Source organism: Pseudomonas sp. BNK-7, assembly GCF_048072025.1.
In the GTDB taxonomy this organism is placed as follows: Bacteria; Pseudomonadota; Gammaproteobacteria; order Pseudomonadales; family Pseudomonadaceae; genus Aquipseudomonas; species Aquipseudomonas danubii.
The window spans coordinates 1,278,069-1,297,197 of the sequence record NZ_CP182252.1 but is presented as its reverse complement, the minus strand read 5'-3'; the positions used below and the strand labels follow the sequence as shown (position 1 = coordinate 1,297,197).

Genomic DNA, 19,129 nt, shown 5'->3' with positions numbered 1-19,129 from the left:
CTCCCGCACCTCATTGGTGGCGAGGGCGCTTGCTCCCGCTAGGGCGCCAGCCCGACCCAAGCCGGGCCACGGCACGGCCTCCAGCTCAGATCCCCGCGCTGGCGCTGGCCGGCTTCAGCCCCGACTCCGGCACGCTCACCGCGGTTTCCGAACGCGGTGTGCCCTGGGGCACCCAGTCGTAGCTCACCGGCAAGGCGCGGTACACCCAGTTGCTGACGGCCTCGCTGCCAGGGGCCTTGCCCAGGTAGGGGCTGACGTATTCCCAGACGATTTCGCCGCCGGCGGTGACCTGGAAGAAGCGTCCGTTCATGCCCTCGTCGATCAGCGTGTTGCCGTTGGGCAAACGCCGCGCGCTGCTGATGAACGAGCTGTAGAAGGCCCAACCCGGCTGCCGGGAACTGGCGGCGCTGTACTGCCAGACGATCTCGTTCCTGATCGGGTCGATCTCCAGCACCCGGGAGCCGGCGATCAGCCCCAAAGGCACCGAGGGGTAGCCGGCCGTGCCCTGGTTGTCGAACACCAGCAGGTGCCCGGCGCCCGGTAAACCAGCGGGAATGATGTGGGCGTCATGCTGGCCGACGAACTGGTCCACCGGGCGCGGCACCTTGGCCGCGGTCTTCGGGTTGATCGGCAACAGGTTCGGCCCCAGGCGCCAGACCACCTTGCCGCTGTGCTTGTCGAGGATGGCGATGAAGTTGGCGTTGCGTGAATCGATCAGCAGGTTGTCCGGGGCGAAGCGTTTATCGCCGCCGTCGAACCACTGGTTGGGGCCCACCACGCTGAGGTTGTTGATGTGCAGGTAGTCCGGGTTGTCGCTGCCGTACACCAGCTTCAATTGCGCCGGAGTAAAGCCGAATTCCTTGAGGTGCTCGGAGGCCAGCCACTGCCATTTGACCTGGCCGTCGGGGCTGACCTCATAGATCGCATCGTCGATCACCTGGGGCACCTTGAACCCCGCCACCTTGTGCACCTTGTTGGCCAGCACCAGGGTGTTGCCGTTGCCCAGGCGGCGCTGGTCGTGGTGCTGCTGGGCGGCGCCGCCCGGGGCCTGGTCGCCCCATTGCCAGAGCACCTTGCCGTTCCAGTCCAGCTCGCCGACGCTCTGGTTGCCCAGGCCGTTGCCCGCTGAACCCAGGGGCCCGGGCTCCTTGTCCTTGAGCTGCAACAGCACCCGGCCGCGCTCGCCGTTCACCAGTTGCGGGTCGATGATGGCCGAGGGGAAACCGGCTTGCGGCCAGTGCTTCACCTCGTTGCCGTTCATGTCGATCAAGTGCGTCTGTTTGTCGGCGCCGCTGAAGATCACGTACTGGTTATAGGCCCTGGCCGGATCGTAGCGGGTCACTCCGGTGGGGTAGACGCTGGGGGCGGCCTGCACCGCCGAAGCCAGCAGGGTGGCGGCAATCAGCCAGGGCAAAACGCTTTTGACACGCAGCATGACGAGCACTCCTGTTCAGGTCGAAGGGCGCCGGCGGACCCGGCGCGAGATACGTGAAGCCGGGTTTCAGAAGTCGTAGCGTCCGGTCACGCCCAGGGTTCGCGGGGTGCCCAGCAGGCCCTCGTAACCGCCGTTGCCGGCAGTCCAGAGGGTGGTGTAGTAGGTCTTGTCGAAGGCGTTCTTCAGCCACAGCGAGACGTCCCACTGGCCCTGTTCGTAGTTGCCGCGCAGGCCGGTGGAGAGGTTGACCACGGCGTAGCTGGGGATCTGCCCGTATTCGGAATCTTCCACGGTGCCCACGGCCTTGGAGCGGAAGGCGTAGCTGGCGGTGACGTACTCTTCCAGGCCGTTGTCCAGGTTCCACTTGTATTCGCCGTTGGCGTTGCCGATCCATTTCGAGGCGCCCACCACCTGGTGGCCGCTGAGGTCGCAGGAGGCCGGTGCTCCCGGGCGCAGGCTGACTTCCGGCGGGCACGGCGCATCCTTGTAGGACAGGTAGCGCACGTCGTTGTAGGAACCGTTGAGGTTCAGGGTCAGGCCGCGAATCGGCACCAGGGTGCTTTCCACCTCCACTCCGCGCGAGCGCACCGACCCGGCGTTGGTCAGGTACTGCACGCGGTTGGCATTGTCGTAGGCGTTGGTCTGGTAGCCGTTGACCTGGGTCCAGAACAGGTTGGCGTTGAGTTGCAGGCGGCGGTCCCACAGGGTGCTCTTGAACCCCAGCTCGGCGTTGTTGGCGCGCTCGGTGCCGATCAGCAGCGAGTCGGCCCCGGCGGTCGGCGCCGAGCCCACCGCCAGGTTGACCCCGCCGGACTTCTCGCCGTGGGACAGGGTGGCGTAGCCCAGCAGGTCATCGGTGAAGCGGTAGCTGAGGTTGAGCAGGCCCGAAGGGCTGGTGCTGTACTGGTTGAGGTCGCCCGAATCATAGGCTCCGGCGCGGCCGCGACGGGCGTTGGCGGCGGCACCGGCCACCGCGGCGCCGCCCAGCGGCGCGTTGCGGCTGACCCAGGCGCTTTTTTCCTCGTAGGTGCCGCGCAGCCCGGCGGTGAGATCCAGGCGCTCGGTCAGGTGCCAGGTGCCCTGGGCGAACAGGGCGAAACTGTTGGTCTGGATGTGCCCGTTACCGATGCTGGTGACGTTGCTCAGGGCCCCGGACGGGGTGCCGTTCCAGATGTCCGCCTTGGGCCCGTAATAGGCGAAGGATTTGTTGTCCAGGTCGGAGCCGAAGTAGTAGGCGCCCAGCACGTAGTCGAAGAAGCCGCCAGTGGGCGAGGCCAGACGGAATTCCTGGGACCACTGTTTGTCTTCCACCGACACCCCGGCGTTGTAGGTCGCCGCCACGTTGAGGCCATCGTCGTTACGCGGGGTGAAGTTCCACCAGCGGTAGGCACTGACCGAGGTCAGGGTGAAATCGCTGGGCAGGGTCCAGTTGGCCTCAAGCGAAGTGCCGCCCTGGAACACCGTGACATGCTGGTCGTTGTCCAGGTTGACCTTGCGGTGCGAACCGTTGACCAGGGTCGCACCGGCCGCCGCCGCGCGGGACTGGTAGACGTTGGTGCCGTTGATGGTCGGCCCGGTGCTGTACAACACTCGGGTGCCGGCACTGGAATCCTCTTCGTTGTAGTCGCCGATCCAGCGCAGGTTGAAGCTGTCGTTGGGCTTGTACAGCAGTTGCCCGCGAAAGCCCTGGCGCGATCCGCCATTGAGGTCATGGCCGTCGAATTCGTTCTTGATGTCGCCGTCGCTGCGGGTACGGTAGGCGGAAAAACGCCCGGCCAGCTCATCGCTCAGCGGCCCGGAAATCGTGCCCTTGGTCTGGAAGTAACCGTCCTCGCCGAGGGAGGTTTCGATGCTGCGTTCCGGGGTGAAGCTCGGCGCCCGGGTGCTGATGTTGATCACCCCGGCGGTGGTGTTCTTGCCGAACAGGGTGCCCTGGGGACCGCGCAGCACTTCCAGCTGCTCGATGTCCATCAGGTCGAACACCGCCATCCCCGGCCTTCCCAGGTAGACGTTGTCGATGTACAGCCCGACGCTGCCTTCCAGGCCATCGCTGGCCGGGTTGTTGCCCAGGCCGCGGATCGACACGCTGGACTGACGCGCATGCATGTAGGCGACGTTGACGCTGGGCACCAGCTGCTGCAGATCCTGGATGCGATAGACCCGCTGGCTCTCCAGGGCCTGGCCGCTGACCACGCTCATGGGGGTGGGCACGTTCTGCGAGCTTTCCTCGCGGCGCCGGGCGGTCACGGTCACCGTTTGCAACTGGCCATCGTCGGCCTGGGTCTTGTTGGCGCTGCTCTTGGCCGACGCGGCGGCCGGCACCGGGGCCTCTTCGGCCCAGGTCGGCGTCCAGCTCGCGCTGCCGGCCAGCAACAGCGCCAGGGGCAGGCGCTTGAGCCGCCGGGGCGAGAGGGGTGAAGCGAGGGACAACGGGCTCATGGGCGGCTCCTGGTCAGAAAATATACAGCCTCGTATATTCCTTAAAGTTATTTATTTATGTTTTTACAAAGATTTACTGCATAAGAGATTGCCTTTATAAGGAGTCGACCTAATGCATAGCCAATGCATTTCCCCGATATTTTTTATGTGAAAAATGCATATCGACCTGCGCCAGCTCCGTCACTTCATCGCCCTCGCCGAACAGCGCAGCTTTGTCGCGGCCGCAGCGGCGGTGAACCTCTCGCAATCGGCCTTCAGCCGCAGCATCCAGGCCCTGGAACACAGCGTTGGCTGCCAGTTGGTGGATCGCGGGCGCAAGGACCTGGCGCCGACCAAGCAGGGCCAGTTACTGCTGGAGCATGCCCGTCGGCTGGTCAGCGGGGCCCAGCAGATGGCCAACGAGATCAGCCAGTTCAATGGCCTGGAGGCGGGAGAGTTGCGTTTCGGCTGCGGCCCGGCGCCGGCCTCGGGCTTGATCCCCCGGGCCATCGGCAGCTTTATCGGGCGCTACCCCAAGGCCCGGGTGCAGTTCCAGGTGGATGACTGGCAAAGCCTGAGCAAGCGCCTGCTCAGCGAAGAGTTCGAATTTTTCGTGGCCGACACCCGCCACTTCGAGGCCGACCCGGATTACCTGACCCAGCGCCTGCGCCCGCGCAAATGGCATTTCTGCTGCCGCGCCGGGCATCCGTTGGCTCAGCGCGACAGCGTCAGCGCCAGTGAGCTGATGAGCTACCCGCTGGCGGTGACCATCCGCCCGCCGAACCTGCGCAAGGTGATTGTCGACCTCTGCGGCAAGCCGGACTTCACGCCCAACGTGGAATGCGAAAACAGCTACAGCCTGCTGGGCGTGGTCATGCGCTCGGACGCCATCGGCATCGTCGGCTCCTACAGCGACGCCTTGCACAACGCCAAGGGCGAACTGGTGTGCCTGAAGATCGACGGCCTGGCCGACGACCTGGAAGAGCTCTACACCCGCTACGGCATCGTCAGCCGCGCCGGCTACCGCCTCTCGCCCCTGGCGGCGGCGATGATCGAAGAGATCAAGGCCATCGACGAACAGGACGAAGCGCTGCCGTCCCTCGACAACCTCGCCGTCTGAGCCCCTGACTGGCGTCCTGCCCCGACACTCGCCCCCTGCGCTTGCACCTGTAGCCGCTGCCGAGCCTGCGAGGCTGCGAACGAGGACGCAGTCCTCGCCCCGGCCATCCACGGCAAATCCCCGGCGGCCGCTGCGCGGCCGATCGCCGCCTGCGGCAGCGGCTACAAGGACCTGAGCGATGCACGCCCTGCATCGAAACTATTCGGCAAATGCGCTTGCCGGGAGGCCCCGCCGGAGGCGAAAAAACGCGCCTGTCTTCCCCTCGGTGAACCCCATGTCCAATACCCCTTCCCCCGTGCGCAACGTGCTCTACATCATGTGCGACCAACTGCGCCGGGATTACCTCTCGTGCTACGGCCACCCGCACCTGCACACCCCGAACATCGATCGCCTGGCCGCCGCCGGGGTGCGCTTCAGCCGCGCCTACACCCAGGGCACCATCTGCGGCCCGTCGCGCATGTCGGCCTACACCGGGCGCTATGTCAGCAGCCATCAGGTGGCCTGGAACGCCGTGCCCCTGCCCCTGGAAGAGTTGACCCTGGGCGACTACCTGCGGCCCCACGGCATCCGCACCGCGCTGGTGGGCAAGACCCACGCCACGCCCAACCTCGACGCCTTGCAGCGCCTGGCCATCGACCCCGACAGCCCCCAGGCCGAGGCGCTCAACGAGGTCGGCTTCGAGCCCTACTTGCGCCACGACGGCATCTACCCCGACGACCCGATCTTCGACGACAAGCGCGATGCCGCGCCCTACACCCATTACCTGCGCAACCTCGGCTACGACGGGCTCAACCCCTGGCACGACTGGGCCAACGCCGGGGCCGGCGAACAGGGGCAGATCCTCAGCGGCTGGAAAATGCGCAACGCGCACCTGCCGGCCCGGGTCGCCGAGGAACATTCGGAAACCGTCTACACCACCGACCGCGCCATCGACTTCATCGGCGAACAGGGCGAGCAACCCTGGTGCCTGCACCTGTCCTACATCAAGCCGCACTGGCCCTACATCGCCCCCGCGCCCTACCACGCCCTGTATGGCCCCGAGCAGGTCATCCCGGCGGTGCGCGCCGCGCCCGGGCAGCTCAGCGATCACCCGGTCTATGCTGCCTTCCGCCAGCATGAAGAGAGCCTGAATTTTTCCCGGGATGAAGTGCGCCTGAACGTGGTGCCGACCTACATGGGCCTGATCAAGCAGGTGGACGACCAGCTCGGCCGGCTGTTGGATGTCCTGCAGAGCAATGGCCGCTGGGACGACACCCTGATCGTCTTCACCAGCGACCACGGCGACTTCCTCGGCGACCACTACCTGGGGGAAAAGGAGTTCCTGCTGGAGCCGGCGGTGGGCGTGCCGCTGATTGTCCGCGACCCGCGGGCGGCGGCGGACAGCCGCCGTGGCAGCGTGGATGAGCGCCTGGTGGAAACCATCGACGCCCTGCCAACCTTCCTCGACGCCCTGGGCCTGCCGGGGGCCGAACACCGCCTGGAAGGCCGCTCGCTGATCCCGCTGCTGCACGGCGCGACACCGGACTGGCGCCGCTACGCCATCAGCGAATACGACTACGCCTTCCAGGCCCCGGCCCGGGAGCGCCTGGGCCAGCCCATCGACCGTTGCCGCATGACCATGGTGCGCAGCGAACGCTGGAAGTACCTGGCCTACGACGGCTTTCGCCCACAGCTGTTCGACCTGCACAACGACCCCCAGGAGCTGCATGACCTGGGGGCCGACCCGGCCTACGCCGCGGTGCGTGAAGAACACCTGGGGTATCTGCTGGAATGGCTGCGCGGCCTGAAACGCCGCACCACCATCAGCCATGAAGAGATCGACCTGCGGGGCCAGCGTTTTCGCTACGGCGAGCCGGAAAGCGAAAAGCTGGTGCAGATCGGCGTGTGGTAACCCCCAGCCGACTTGCCGGCGAAGAAGCCCTTGAGCCTTGCAGCGCTCTCTGGGCCGCCTTCGCTGGCAAGCCAGCTCCTACAATGGGCAGGTGTATCGGGTAAATGCCCGTAGGGGCTTGAGGGGGCGGGTCAGAGGCCTTTGATGGTCTGGCTGCGCTGGCCATGCACGCCCACCGGAACGTCGCCCTTGAGGGTCACGCGGCGCACGATGCGGTCCTGGGTGCCGTAGTCGTCCACGGCGTAATGCTGGGTCGAACGGTTGTCCCAGATCGCCACGTCACCGGCGCTCCAGCGCCAGCGCACGGTGTTTTCCAGGCGGGTCACATGGCTTTGCAGCAGGTTGAACAGGTGCGCCGAATCAGCTTGGGAATAGCCCTTGATGCGCTTCACGAAATGCCCCAGCACCAGGCTCTTTTCGCCGCTCTCGGGATGCACGCGGACGATAGGGTGTTCCGTCTCGAATACGGTGGAGGTGAACACTTTACGGTAGCGCTCCAGCTTCTCCGCCGAGACATCGGGCTTGGCCCCGGCGTAGTCGTATTCGTTGCTGTGCACCGCCCAGAGTTTGTCCGCCAGCTCCCGCAGTTCCGCCGGGAGTTCGTTGTAGGCGGTGGCGGTGTTGGCCCACACCGTGTCGCCGCCTGCGGCCGGGGCCACCACCGAACGCAGGATCGAGGCTTTCGGGTAGGCGTCGACGAAGGTCACGTCGGTGTGCCAGGAGTTGGCCCGCTGACCCTCGGCGCCGTCCAGTTCCAACAGGTAGCGGGTGCCGTCGCGCACCGGCACGGTGGGGTGGGCCACCGGCTCGCCCAACAGGTGGGAGAAGGCTTCCTGGCTCTGGTCGTCGAGGTGGGTCTGGCCACGGAAGAAGATCACCTTGTACTGCACCAGCGCCTGCTGGATGGCGTCCACGGTGGCGGCGTCGAGGTCGCCGGACAGTTGCACGCCACGGATCTCGGCGCCGATGCGACCGGCCACCGGGTGGATCTCAAGGGCATCAACAGCGGGTTTAACGGCTAAGGCGGCATTGCTCATCAGGTACACCCTCATCGACTGCTTACGGTTGGAACCGCCGCGAAACAACGCTCTATCTATATTCAATTTGGATCTAATAGATAAGCACATGCTTCGTTGACGGAATAAGAGCTTGCATTTAAAACCTCATTCCTCACTCGTCGCAAATGCCTTCGAGCTATTTTTCGGATGCCGGGAAAGCATATGGATCTTCGCCAATTGCGTTACTTCATCGCCCTCAATGAACACCGCAGTTTTGTCCGTGCCGCCGACGCGATGGGCATCACCCAGCCGGCCTTCAGCCGCAGTATCCAGGGCCTGGAGCAGGAGTTCGGCTGCGTACTGGTGGACCGTGGCAACAAGGACCTGCGCCCCACCCCGGAAGGCCAGGTGGTGCTGCAGCACGCCTTGAGCCTGGTGCAGGGCGCGGCCTTGCTCAGCAGCGAAGTGACCCAGATGACCAAGCTCGATGCCGGCGAGGTGCGCTTCGGCTGCGGTCCGGCGCCGGCGGTGAAGCTGGTGCCCGACGCGGTGGCGCAGTTCAGCAGCGCCCACCCCAAGGTGCGCACCTGCTTTGCCGTGGATAACTGGGAGAAACTCAGCCGCAGCCTGAACCGCGAAGAGATCGAGTTCTTCATCGCCGACATCCGCCATTTCGAAGCCGATCCGAACTACCAGACCCAGCCGCTGACGCCCAAGCGCGGGGTGTTCTTCTGCCGCCCCGGGCACCCGCTGTTGGCCAAGGAAAGCCTGTCCACCAACGACATGTTCGACTACCCCCTGGCCACCACCCTGATCCCTCCGGGGATTCGCAAGCTTTTGGCCAACCTCAGCGGACGCATCGACTTTTCACCGACCATCGAGACTGAACACTTTCCAGCGCTGGTGAAGATCGTCCGTCAGTCCAATGCCATTGGCGTGGGCACCGCCGAGGCCTTCGCCGAAGACATCGAGCAGGGGTCGCTGGTGCTGCTGCACTGGCGCAACCTGCCGCAGAACATCGAAAGCCTGAATGCCCGCTGCGGCATCGTCAGCCGCAGCGGTTTTCGCCTGTCGCCAGCGGCGCGCAAGTTGATCGAAGTGCTGGTGGCGGTCGACCAGCAAACCCACAGCATCGCCGTCTAACCCTGTAGCCGCTGCCGCAGGCTGCGAACGACGACGCAGTCGGCGCAAGAGGCACCCGGTTCTTCCAGATAAACCGCGTTGCCGGCCACAGCGGCCCCCACGGTGCCGAACGCAGCCTTGTAGCCGCTGCCGCAGGCTGCGAACGACGACGCAGTCGGCGCAAGACGGCACCCGGTTCTTCCAGATAAACCGCGTTGCCGGCCACAGCGGCCCCTTCGGTGCCGGGCGCAGCCTGCGGCAGCGGCTACAGGGGTTCAGGGAGGAGGTTACAGGCCGGCGGCGGCGAGTTGCGGGGCAACCCAGGCCTCCACCTTGAACGGCTTGCGGATCAAGCGTTCCTTGGCCGCCAGGTCCACCGAGTCCTGCAATTTGCCGAGGAACACCGGGTCCAGGGTCGAGGGGAAGATTTCACTCAGGCGCTGGTCCTTGAGGTCTTCCTGCAAGATCACCGGCGGGTAGCTGGCCAGGCCCGACACCAACTGGATATAGGCGTCCTTGTTGCTGTCCTGGGTCAGCCACTCTACGGCCTGCTGCTGGGCCTTGAGCAGTTTTTCCACGGCCTCGGGGTGCTCGTCGACAAACTTGCCGGCGCCCACCAGCACGCTCTGCACGCTGCCGGCGCCGCCCAGGTCCTTGGTGCTCAGGGGCAGTTCGGCCAGCCCCTTGCTGCGCAGGGCGGAAAGCCCGGTGCTGCCCCAGGAGGCGTCGATCTGCTTGGCCGCCAGGGCCGCCACCGCCGCGTTGAAGTCGAGGTTGACCACTTTCAGGTCCTTCTCGCTCAGGCCCCGGCTGGCCAGGGCCGCGTCGAACGACAGCTGGGTGGCGGTGCCACGGAACACCGCCACGCGCTTGCCCTTGAGGTCTTCCAGGGTCTTGATCCCCGAGCCCGGCACCACCCCCAGGTAATGCTTGACCCCACGGGCCGAGGCGCTGAGCAGGCGCGTATCCAGGCCGTTGGACTTGCCGATGATGGCCGCCAGGTCGCCGAGATAGGCCAGGTCCACCTGGCCGTTGGCGAAGGCTTCGTTGATCACCGGCCCGGCGCCCTTGAAGAAATTCCACTGGATCTGGATGCCCTGGTCGGCAAAAGCCTTTTCGAAGATCTGTTGCTGACGCAGCACGTCCACCACCCCGCCGCCACTGTGCTGGGTGCCGGCGCTGAGGTCGGGCACGGCGATGCGGATTTCCTTGAGCTCGGCGGCCTGGGCCAGCAGCGGCAGGCAACCCAGCAGTCCCGCCAGGGCCGGCGCGGCGAACAGGCTGATGACGCGTTTGAAGGGAAGGTTCATGGGTGCGGCTCCTGATGGCAAAGGCTGTGAGGAGCAGAAGGTAGGCACGGAATCGATCAACCTTTAAATACTATAAATTCACATTTTAATAACTCATTCGAATAAATCAGGACCCACGGGCATCCCCGGGAACATGCATGAAATGCATGAAAAATATTCTTCAAATGCATTGGATGCGTGTCGGCCAGAAGCCTTAAATGGCCTTTCTTATCTCTTAATAGAATCGATAAGAACATTAATAGACCACAAATGCATAACAGGTAGGAGCCGGCTTGCCGGCGAAGAGGCCCGCCAGCCCTTATTCGCTGACAAGCCAGCGCCTACGGCATCGACCCACGCCATGCAGCACCCGACGACGGAGGTCATCCATGGCCCGTGTTTCCCTGCTCAGCCTGCCCCTGGCGGCACCGTCCACCGGACGCCCGGGCTGGCCCGCAATCCATCAGCGCCTGCTGCCCTGGCTGCTGCCCCTGAGCCTGTTCGTCCTGTGGTGGCTGGCCAGCCGCAACCTGTGGATGAGCGAACAGATCCTGCCGGCCCCAGCCCTGGTCTGGAGCAGCGCCCTGGAGCTGGGCCGCGGCGAGCTGTGGAGCCACCTGGCGATCAGCCTGCAACGGCTGTTCTGGGGCTTGCTGGCGGGCATCGCCGCCGGTGCCCTGCTGGGGGGCGCCCTGGGCTTTAGCCGGCGCCTGGAGCGTCTGGTGTACCCCACCTTCGGCGCCCTGGCGCAGATTCCGACCCTGGCCTGGATTCCCCTGTTCATGGTGTTTTTCGGCATCGGCGAAGTGCTCAAGCTGGTGGTGCTGGTCAAGGCCGTGGTGGTGCCGGTGACCTTGCATACGCTGGTGGGCGTGCGCGACGCCCAGCCCAGACTGCGGGAGGCCGCCACGGTGTTGCGCCTGCCCCCAGCCTTGCTGATCCGCCGCCTGGTGCTGCCCGCCGCGCTGCCGGCCTTCATGGCCGGGGTACGCCTGGCCCTGGCCACCGGCTGGACTTCGTTGCTGGCGGTGGAGCTGCTGGCCTCCAGCGAAGGCATCGGTTACCTGATGGTCTGGGCGCGGCAACTGTTCATGCTGGATATCGTCTTCGTCTGCATCCTGGTGATCGGCGTGCTGGGGGTGTGCATGGACCGCGGCATCGGCTGGCTGGATCGCACCCTGGTGCACTGGCCGCACCCGGCCACCGCCGCTCTGCGCCGCGGTCCGCGCTATCAGGGCTGGCAGCGCCTGCAACCCTGGCTGCTGCCCCTGGCCTTGCTGGGCCTGTGGCAAGTGGCGAGCGCAGGGCAATGGGTGGACGCCAATATTCTGGTGAGCCCGCTGGTGGTGCTGGGCACCACCGTCGACGGCCTGCGGGACGGCAGCTTGCTGGGAGGCATGGGGCTGAGCCTGGGACGCGCCCTGGGCGGCCTGGCCCTGGGCGGCGGGCTGGGCCTGGTCCTGGGCTTGCTGCTGGGGCTGTCGCGCCTCGCTGAACGGCTGCTGGGACCGACCCTGGCCGCCATCCGCCAGATCGCCATTTTCGCCTGGGTGCCGCTGCTCACCGCCTGGTTCGGCCTGGGGGAACTGGCCAAGTGGGTGTTCGTCGCCCTGGCCGCGTTCTTCCCGTTGTTCATCGCCACCCAGCGCAGCGTTGCCCAGCTGTCACCGCAACTGGCGGAGGCCGCCCAGGTACTGCGCCTGAACCTCTGGCAACGCCTGCGCCGGCTGGTGCTACCCGGCGCGGCGCCGGGGATTTTCGCCGGCCTGCGCATCAGCCTGATCTACGCCTGGATGGGCACCATCGGCGCGGAATATTTCATGCCGTCCAATGGCGGCATCGGCAGCCAGATGATCAGCGCCCAGCAACTGCTGCGCATGGACCTGATCATGGCCGGCATGCTCCTGGTGGGCCTGACCGGGGCCCTGCTCAACCTGCTGGGCCAACAACTCGAAACCCGCGCCACCCGCTGGAGACACGCATGAACGCACCCCTGGTCAGTTTCAATCACGTGGGCAAGAGCTTCCCCGTCGCCGGTGGCGAGGTGGAGGCGATCCGCGAATTCAACCTGGACATCGCCGAGGGCGAGTTCGTCGCCATCGTCGGTTCCAGCGGCTGCGGCAAGTCCACCCTGCTGCGCCTGCTGATCGGCCTGGACACCGAGTTTCGCGGCGAGATCCGGGTCGACGGCCAAACCGTCAGCGGTATCGGCAGTGAACGCGGCATTGTGTTCCAGGAGCACCGTCTGTTTCCCTGGCTGACCGTGGCCGAGAACATCGGCCTGGGCCTGGTCAACGAACCCTTGAGCGCCGCCGAGCGCCAGCGGCGGATCGACGATTTCATCGAGCTGGTAGGGCTCAAGGACTTTACCCGGGCCTATCCCCATCAGCTCTCTGGCGGCATGGCGCAGCGGGTGGCCATTGCCCGTGGGCTGGTGGCCAGCCCGCGCATCCTGCTGCTGGACGAGCCCTTCGGCGCCCTCGATGCCCTGACCCGCCAGCAGATGCAGGACGAGCTGCTGGCGATCCGCGAGCGGGCAAGAATCACCACGGTACTGGTGACCCACGATGTCGAGGAAGCGATCTTCCTCGCCGACCGGGTGGTGGTGATGGAGCCGCGTCCGGGCCGCATCAAGCGCGTGGTCGAGGTGGCCCTGCCACACCCGCGCCAGCGCAGCGCTTTCGACTTCCACCAACTGCGCGAAGAACTGCTCCACGAACTCACCCGCGATGATCACTACCAGGCACCGCAGCCGGTGCAGATCCGCGACCTGCCCTTGACCTTCATTGCTTGCTGAACAGGAGTGCCGCGATGCCGCAACGCCCCAACTTTCTAGTGATCCTGGCCGACGACCTGGGCTTCTCCGACCTCGGCGCCTTCGGTGGCGAGATCGCCACGCCGAACCTCGACGCCCTGGCCTTCAACGGCCTGCGCCTGACCGATTTCCACACCGCCCCGACCTGCTCGCCGACCCGCTCCATGCTGCTCACCGGCACCGACCATCACATCGCCGGGATCGGCACCATGGCCGAAGCCCTGACCCCCGAACTGATCGGCAAGCCGGGCTACGAGGGTTACCTCAATGATCGCGTGGTGGCCCTGCCGGAGCTGCTGCGCGAAGCCGGCTACCAGACCCTGATGAGCGGCAAGTGGCACCTGGGGCTGACCGCCGAACGCGCGCCCCATGCCCGGGGTTTCGAACGTTCGTTTTCGCTGCTGCCGGGGGCGGCCAATCACTACGGCTTCGAGCCCACCTACGATGAGCACACCCCCGGGCTGCTGAAATCCACTCCGGCGCTGTACATCGAGGACGACCGTTTCATCGATGAACTGCCGGCGGATTTCTATTCCTCCGACGCCTTCGGCGACAAGCTTTTGCAATACCTGAAGGAGCGCGACCAGAGCCGGCCGTTCTTCGCCTACCTGCCGTTCTCGGCGCCCCACTGGCCGCTGCAGGCCCCGGCGGAAATCGTCGCCAAGTACCGCGGCCGCTATGACGCCGGCCCCGAGGTGCTGCGCCGCGAGCGCCTGGAAAAACTCAAGGCCCTGGGCCTGATCGATGCCGAGGTCGAGCCCCATCCGCTGATCAACCTGAACGCCGAGTGGGACGCCCTCAGCGACGAACAGCGGCAGGTTTCGGCGCGGGCCATGGAGGTGTATGCGGCGATGGTCGAGCGCATGGACTGGAACATCGGCCGGGTGGTGGATTACCTGCGCCAGCAGGGGCAACTAGACAACACCCTGATCCTGTTCATGTCCGACAACGGCGCCGAGGGCGCGCTGCTGGAGGCCTTTCCCAAGTTCGGCCCGGAGCTTTTGACCTACCTCAACCAGCACTACGACAACCGCCTGGAGAACATCGGCCGGGCCAACTCCTACGTCTGGTACGGCCCGGCCTGGGCCCAGGCGGCCACCGCGCCGTCGCGGCTGTTCAAGGCCTTCACCACCCAGGGCGGAATTCGCGTGCCGGCGCTGCTGCATTACCCGCAACTGCCGCTCAAGGGGCAGGTCAGCCACGGCTTCGGCACGGTGATGGACATCACCCCGACCCTGCTCGACCTGGCCGGCGTGCGCCACCCCGGCAAGCGCTGGCGCGGGCGTGATGTGGCGCCACTGCGGGGCAAGTCCTGGCTGGGCTTTCTTTCCGGCGAAACCGCCCAGGTGCATGACCAGCACACGGTGACCGGCTGGGAGCTGTTCGGCCGCCGGGCGATTCGCCAGGGCCAGTGGAAGGCGGTGTACATCCCCGGGCCGGTGGGCCCGGCGACCTGGCAGTTGTATGACCTGGGCCAGGACCCGGGGGAGATTCACGACCTGGCCCAGAGCCAACCGGACAAACTGCGCACGCTGCTGGAGGAATGGCAGCGCTATGTGGATGAAACCGGGGTGATCCTCAGCGAATCGCCGTTCCAGCCGGATTGAGCTTGTAGGAGCTGGCTATGAACCGGACCGTGCAAGAGCGGGCCTGTGTCGGAGCTGGCCTCAGCCTCGGGTGATGCGGCAGGCCGGGGTTGTTGGCAGTTCCTTGACCACAACGTAATGCCCCGCCCGGTTTTTCTCGACCCGCAACGGCGAAGCGGCCAGGTAGCTACCGTGCAGGTTCTGGTCGACAAAACAGATGGTGATGCCCTGCTTCCCCCGCTCCATCACCCTGACGCTGTAGACCCAGCTTTGTTCTTCGTCCGTCGCGTTGTAGGTGCCCTCGGCGCCTGCATCCTTCTCGTAGATCCGATAGGGCGTCTGGCCCAGCGTGGTGCCGTCCGGGTAGTGCCGCGGCCTCAAGGAATTGCGAAAACCGTTCACTTCCAGATGCTTCAAGATACTCAGCGCCAGCGCCTCGTCGCGGCCCTCCGCCACCGGGTCGGCCAGCGACACGCTGCCCACACTCATCAAGGCAACGGCGATCAATCGCCTTACCGCACTGTTCATACTGTCTCCCTGTCGTTGCCCCTTCGCGGATTCCGGGCGTTTCCCGGCGCCGCATGACCTTGGCTTAACGTTATCGGTCCTTGGATATTTAACCAGAAAGACAGTCCTCCCCCTCAAACCCGGGCGTTACGCGCAGGTTGCGTCGCCACCTGCTCCACGGGATGAAAGCGGTTGGCCCGGGCAAAGGTGCCGAAATCGTTGAAGCGTACGCCCATCTCGGCCATCACCTTGTGTGCGACCGGCGCCGTCAGCTGGCGGATGTAGAAGGGTTCCTTGACCACGAAATGGTGGATGCCGTGGGTGCTGCCGAAGTTGCAGCAGAAGGCCTGCAGCGGCCACATCCACCAGGGGTTGAGCACCTGGGTCTGCTGGATCACGTTGCCCGGTTCGATATCGCCGTAGTAGTGCATGTTGGAGCTGACGAAGTGCAGGCAGAAGGTGCGCAGCACGTTGGGACCGATGATCACCACCACGGCGATATCGATGCCGTGCATCAGCGCCAGGGTGTCCGGTGACCACTGGATCGGGCTGCCGAGCCACGCGGCGACACCATTGGCCCCATGAAAACCGAGGAACAGGTACCAGGCGCCCCAGTGCAGCAGGGCCAGCGGCGCGTACACCGCCAGGGTACGGCCGAGGATGCGCAGCTTGTGCTTGGCCCCCGGTGCCCGCAGCAGGCGGATGAAGGCCGCCATCATGTTGTCGCCGACCATCAGCAGGCGGGCGATGCCCCAGGGTTCGCCGTTGGTGATGGCGCGCTCTTCGATATCGCTCTCGCTGCCTGACACCTTGTGGTGATTGAGGTGCAGATGACGCCGCACCCAGGGGTTGATGGTGCTCGGCCGCGCCAGCCAGACCAGCGCCAGCATCAGGTTGTGGGGCAGGCGCTGCTTGCGAAAGTACATGCTGTGGATCAGGTCGTGTTCCAGATCGTGGGTCAGGGACGCGAAGAACGCGTTGAGCAGCAGGCACGCCCACCAAGTCAGGTAGCCACCGACATAGAGCGCCGCTGACCCCAGCATCCCGGACAGGGCAAATAGCAAAATCCCTGCGCCCAGGGCGTCCTGGTGCCGCAGCAAGGGAAAGCGCCGGCGCAGTTCATCGCCCCGGGCCAGGACCACCTGGCGAACGTGCGCCGCTCGCTGTTGTGCGTTCATCCGCTCGGGGCTTGCGCAAATACCTTGCATGATTCCATTCTCTGGTCAGTGATGTGTGCATCCTGCCCCGAGCCCCGGCTCCGGGCGCTAGCCGTAAACGCCAACCTGTTGACCGGACGCGCCAATCGCATGACCGAAGCCACTTCCCTTGCCAGCTGGACCCGCGCCTTGCGCAAGCAACTGGACGCCCTCGACCTCGACAGCGGCGCGCTGTGCCGCGAGGCCGGACTCGACCCGCAATTGATGGACGACCCCAACGCCCGCTACCCGCTGTCGGCCACCACCCGCCTGTGGCATCTCGCCGTGCAGGCCAGCGGCGACCCGGCCATTGGCCTGCGGGTGTCGCGCTTTGTCAGCCCCACCACCTTCCATGCCCTGGGCTACGCCCTGGTGGCCAGCGGCAGCCTGCGGGAAGTCTTCGAGCGCATCGTGCGTTATCACCAGGTGGTCAGCGACGCCCTGGAACTGGCCCTGACCCGGGAAGCGGACCGCTACCGGTTCTTCCTCAAGGTGCCCGAAGGCTCGCCGCAACCGGCCTTCGAGGCCATCGACGCCTTTGCCGCGATCTACGTGCGCACCTGCCGCAACCGCCTGGGTCGCGATTACGCGCCACTCGCCGTGCAACTGCGGCGCCCCGCCCCGGAAGACCCCAGCCAATGGCACAAGGTGTTTCGTTGCCCGGTGCAATTTGCCGCGGCCGACGACTGCCTGGAATTCGGCCTGCACGATTTCGACAGCCACCTGGACGACGCCAACCCGGAACTGGCCGAGCACAACGAAGCGGTGCTCAAGCGCACCCTGTTGCAACTGCGGCCGCTGACCTGGGAGCGCAAGGTGCGCGGCGTGATCGAAGCCCAATTGCCGGAAGGCGAACCCTCCGCGGAACGCGTCGCCCAGGCCCTGCACCTGAGTTTGCGCAGCCTGCAACGGCACCTGGCGGATGAAGGCACGCGCTTCGACACCCTGCTCAACGAATGCCGGGAGAACCTCGCCCTGCTGCACCTGCGGGACCTGGAATGCTCCCTGAGCGAAATCAGCTACCTGCTGGGCTTTGCCGATGCCAGCAGCTTCAGCCGGGCGTTCAAGCGCTGGACCGGGATGACCCCGGGGCAATTTCGCGACGGTTTGCGTTGAGCCCCTGCGCCGGCCAGCCGGTTCCTACAGGTGCAGCGACGGGTGCAACCTCCACCAGTAAAAAAACCCGCGAAAAAGACTCTGCCGATCTACACTGCACAATGCATCAAATAGGATGCATTAGATAACTTTCAGTAAAAATGCATTGCATACAATGCGGAATAAACCCCATGGAAAGCCTTGGACAACTGATCCGGACCCTGCGCAAAGAGCGCAAGCTCTCGCAGCAGGCACTGGCAGCACAATACGGCATGAGCCGCGCCACCATCTCGGGGATTGAAAACAACACCATTACCGAAATCGGCTTGCGCAAGGTCGAAGCCATTCTCAATGGTTTTGGCTACGAGCTCAGCGCCGTGCCCCGCCCCCGGCAACGCCCGACCCTGGACAGCCTGAAACAGGCGCATTTCCATGACTGAGCAACAGCGGCTGCACATCCATGTGGCCGGCATGGCGGTGGGCACTCTCGGCCGTGGCCAGGCGCAGGCGGACTCGGTTTTTACCTACAACGACAACACCTCACCCCGCGACGCGGTCTCGCTGACCATGCCGCCACGCCTGGCGAGCTATGGCTGGGATCGAGGCCTGCCACCGGTGTTCGATATGCACCTGCCGGAAGGTTCGCTGCGTGATGAACTGCTGCGCCGTTTCAGCAAGGCGGTGCGCGGTTTCGACGATTTCGCTCTGCTATCGATCGTGGGGCCGCACCAACTGGGTCGGGTGGCCATCAGCACAACGCAATCACCCCAGGCGCCCCTGCCGGAAACCAGCCTGAAGGACCTGTTGGTGCATGACGGTGCCGAGGGACTGTTCGAGGATCTATTGGCGACCTATGGCCAGTATTCAGGCGTTTCCGGGGTGCAGCCCAAAGTCCTGATCCGCGACAGCACCAACAGCGTCGAACGCCTGACCCATCGCGGCGCCACTCATTTGGTGAAGGCTTTCCGCGCAGATCAATACCCCCACCTGGCCGCCAACGAATTCTTCTGCATGCGTGCGGCGCTGCATGCCGGCCTGCCGGTGCCGGAGATCGAACTCAGCCAGAATGGCCAGTTCCTGGTGGTCAAACGTTTCGACCTGAGCGCCCAGGGCTACCTGGGTTTCGAGGATTTCTGCGTGCTCAACGCCTGGCCGGCGAAAGCCAAGTACGACGGTTCCTACGAAGGCGCGGCGAAACAAATCAAGGCCTTTGTCTCCCCACACCTACTGAACCGGGCACTGGAGTCATTCTTCAAGATCGTGGCGTTGTCGGCCGGACTGAGAAATGGCGATGCCCATCTGAAGAACTTCGGCGTGCTGTACCCCGACACGGATGTGGAAGCCCCCGTCAGCCTGGCACCGGCCTTTGATCTGGTGACCACGTCGGTCTACATCAAGGCGGACAGCCTGGCGCTATTGCTGGGAGGCTCCAAGGCCTGGCCCAAACGCCAGGCGCTGCTGCGCTTCGCCCGCACGGCCTGCAACCTCAGCGAAGGTCGCAGCCATGAACTGTTGCAACAGGTCGAGCACGGCATGGCACAGGCGATGGGCGAGATGCAGGTCTATAGCGCGGCCCATCCCGCCTTCAAGGGCATGGCCGAGGCCATGAGCGAGGCCTGGAAAACCGGTGTGGCGCGCAGCCTGACCCGTTGATCCG

Annotated in this window: 15 protein-coding genes; 9 read left to right on the top strand and 6 right to left on the bottom strand. The window is 65.3% G+C overall.

All coding sequences use genetic code 11. The features are described from left to right. Window positions 1–85 precede the first annotated feature (85 nt). Both ACMGF8_RS06055 and ACMGF8_RS06050 read right to left on the bottom strand, forming a co-directional pair. Window positions 86–1,435 (bottom strand): aryl-sulfate sulfotransferase, encoded by a 1,350-nt coding sequence (locus ACMGF8_RS06055; protein WP_207166884.1) that lies wholly within the window; start codon window positions 1,433–1,435, stop codon window positions 86–88. Between the two features lie 66 nt (window positions 1,436–1,501). Next, the gene (locus ACMGF8_RS06050) at window positions 1,502–3,874 is read right to left on the bottom strand and encodes a TonB-dependent receptor (protein ID WP_416759015.1); all 2,373 of its coding nucleotides are present in this window, start codon (window positions 3,872–3,874) and stop codon (window positions 1,502–1,504) included. A 154-nt stretch (window positions 3,875–4,028) separates the two neighbouring features. Here ACMGF8_RS06050 and ACMGF8_RS06045 point away from each other — a divergent pair, with 154 nt between their 5' ends. Both ACMGF8_RS06045 and ACMGF8_RS06040 read left to right on the top strand, forming a co-directional pair. Further along, window positions 4,029–4,973: a LysR family transcriptional regulator gene (locus tag ACMGF8_RS06045; RefSeq protein ID WP_060842144.1), complete on the top strand. Its 945-nt coding sequence runs from the start codon at window positions 4,029–4,031 to the stop codon at window positions 4,971–4,973. 274 nt (window positions 4,974–5,247) lie between these two features. Beyond that, window positions 5,248–6,864, top strand: coding sequence for an alkaline phosphatase family protein (locus tag ACMGF8_RS06040; RefSeq protein WP_416759012.1), 1,617 nt, complete (start codon window positions 5,248–5,250; stop codon window positions 6,862–6,864). Window positions 6,865–6,995: 131 nt separating this feature from the next. Here the strand turns inward: ACMGF8_RS06040 and ACMGF8_RS06035 are convergent, their stop codons facing one another. Then, the gene (locus ACMGF8_RS06035) at window positions 6,996–7,901 is read right to left on the bottom strand and encodes a TauD/TfdA dioxygenase family protein (protein ID WP_060841860.1); all 906 of its coding nucleotides are present in this window, start codon (window positions 7,899–7,901) and stop codon (window positions 6,996–6,998) included. A gap of 183 nt (window positions 7,902–8,084) precedes the next feature. Between ACMGF8_RS06035 and ACMGF8_RS06030 the strand changes: the two genes are divergently transcribed. After that, window positions 8,085–9,005: a LysR family transcriptional regulator gene (locus tag ACMGF8_RS06030; protein ID WP_115581353.1), complete on the top strand. Its 921-nt coding sequence runs from the start codon at window positions 8,085–8,087 to the stop codon at window positions 9,003–9,005. A 266-nt stretch (window positions 9,006–9,271) separates the two neighbouring features. Here ACMGF8_RS06030 and ACMGF8_RS06025 read toward each other — a convergent pair whose 3' ends face one another. Continuing rightward, window positions 9,272–10,294, bottom strand: coding sequence for an ABC transporter substrate-binding protein (locus tag ACMGF8_RS06025; RefSeq protein WP_060836980.1), 1,023 nt, complete (start codon window positions 10,292–10,294; stop codon window positions 9,272–9,274). A gap of 368 nt (window positions 10,295–10,662) precedes the next feature. Here ACMGF8_RS06025 and ACMGF8_RS06020 point away from each other — a divergent pair, with 368 nt between their 5' ends. Genes ACMGF8_RS06020 through ACMGF8_RS06010 form a run of 3 tightly spaced genes read left to right on the top strand, consistent with a single transcriptional unit; the run spans window position 10,663 to window position 14,695 of the window. After that, entirely contained in the window at window positions 10,663–12,258 is a 1,596-nt protein-coding gene (locus tag ACMGF8_RS06020) for an ABC transporter permease (protein WP_416759009.1), read from the top strand. Next, window positions 12,255–13,070, top strand: coding sequence for an ABC transporter ATP-binding protein (locus tag ACMGF8_RS06015; protein WP_416759007.1), 816 nt, complete (start codon window positions 12,255–12,257; stop codon window positions 13,068–13,070). Before ACMGF8_RS06020 ends, ACMGF8_RS06015 begins: the two co-directional genes overlap by 4 nt. Window positions 13,071–13,084: 14 nt before the next feature. After that, window positions 13,085–14,695 carry an arylsulfatase gene (locus tag ACMGF8_RS06010; protein ID WP_416759006.1) on the top strand — a complete coding sequence of 537 codons (1,611 nt, stop codon included), beginning with the start codon at window positions 13,085–13,087 and terminating at the stop codon, window positions 14,693–14,695. Between the two features lie 60 nt (window positions 14,696–14,755). Here ACMGF8_RS06010 and ACMGF8_RS06005 read toward each other — a convergent pair whose 3' ends face one another. Then, complete coding sequence (locus ACMGF8_RS06005) at window positions 14,756–15,202, bottom strand: hypothetical protein (RefSeq protein WP_416759004.1); 447 nt, start codon at window positions 15,200–15,202, stop codon at window positions 14,756–14,758. A gap of 113 nt (window positions 15,203–15,315) precedes the next feature. After that, window positions 15,316–16,389 (bottom strand): fatty acid desaturase, encoded by a 1,074-nt coding sequence (locus ACMGF8_RS06000; protein ID WP_416759002.1) that lies wholly within the window; start codon window positions 16,387–16,389, stop codon window positions 15,316–15,318. Window positions 16,390–16,488: 99 nt separating this feature from the next. Here ACMGF8_RS06000 and ACMGF8_RS05995 point away from each other — a divergent pair, with 99 nt between their 5' ends. The 3 genes from ACMGF8_RS05995 to ACMGF8_RS05985 all read left to right on the top strand — a co-directional run bounded on the left by ACMGF8_RS05995 (window position 16,489) and on the right by ACMGF8_RS05985 (window position 19,125). Further along, window positions 16,489–17,493 (top strand): AraC family transcriptional regulator, encoded by a 1,005-nt coding sequence (locus ACMGF8_RS05995; protein ID WP_207166874.1) that lies wholly within the window; start codon window positions 16,489–16,491, stop codon window positions 17,491–17,493. 170 nt (window positions 17,494–17,663) lie between these two features. Then, the gene (locus ACMGF8_RS05990) at window positions 17,664–17,912 is read left to right on the top strand and encodes a helix-turn-helix domain-containing protein (protein ID WP_102862594.1); all 249 of its coding nucleotides are present in this window, start codon (window positions 17,664–17,666) and stop codon (window positions 17,910–17,912) included. Continuing rightward, window positions 17,905–19,125: a type II toxin-antitoxin system HipA family toxin gene (locus tag ACMGF8_RS05985; protein ID WP_416758999.1), complete on the top strand. Its 1,221-nt coding sequence runs from the start codon at window positions 17,905–17,907 to the stop codon at window positions 19,123–19,125. The genes ACMGF8_RS05990 and ACMGF8_RS05985 overlap by 8 nt, the downstream gene beginning before the upstream one ends. The last annotated feature ends 4 nt before the right edge of the window (window positions 19,126–19,129 follow it).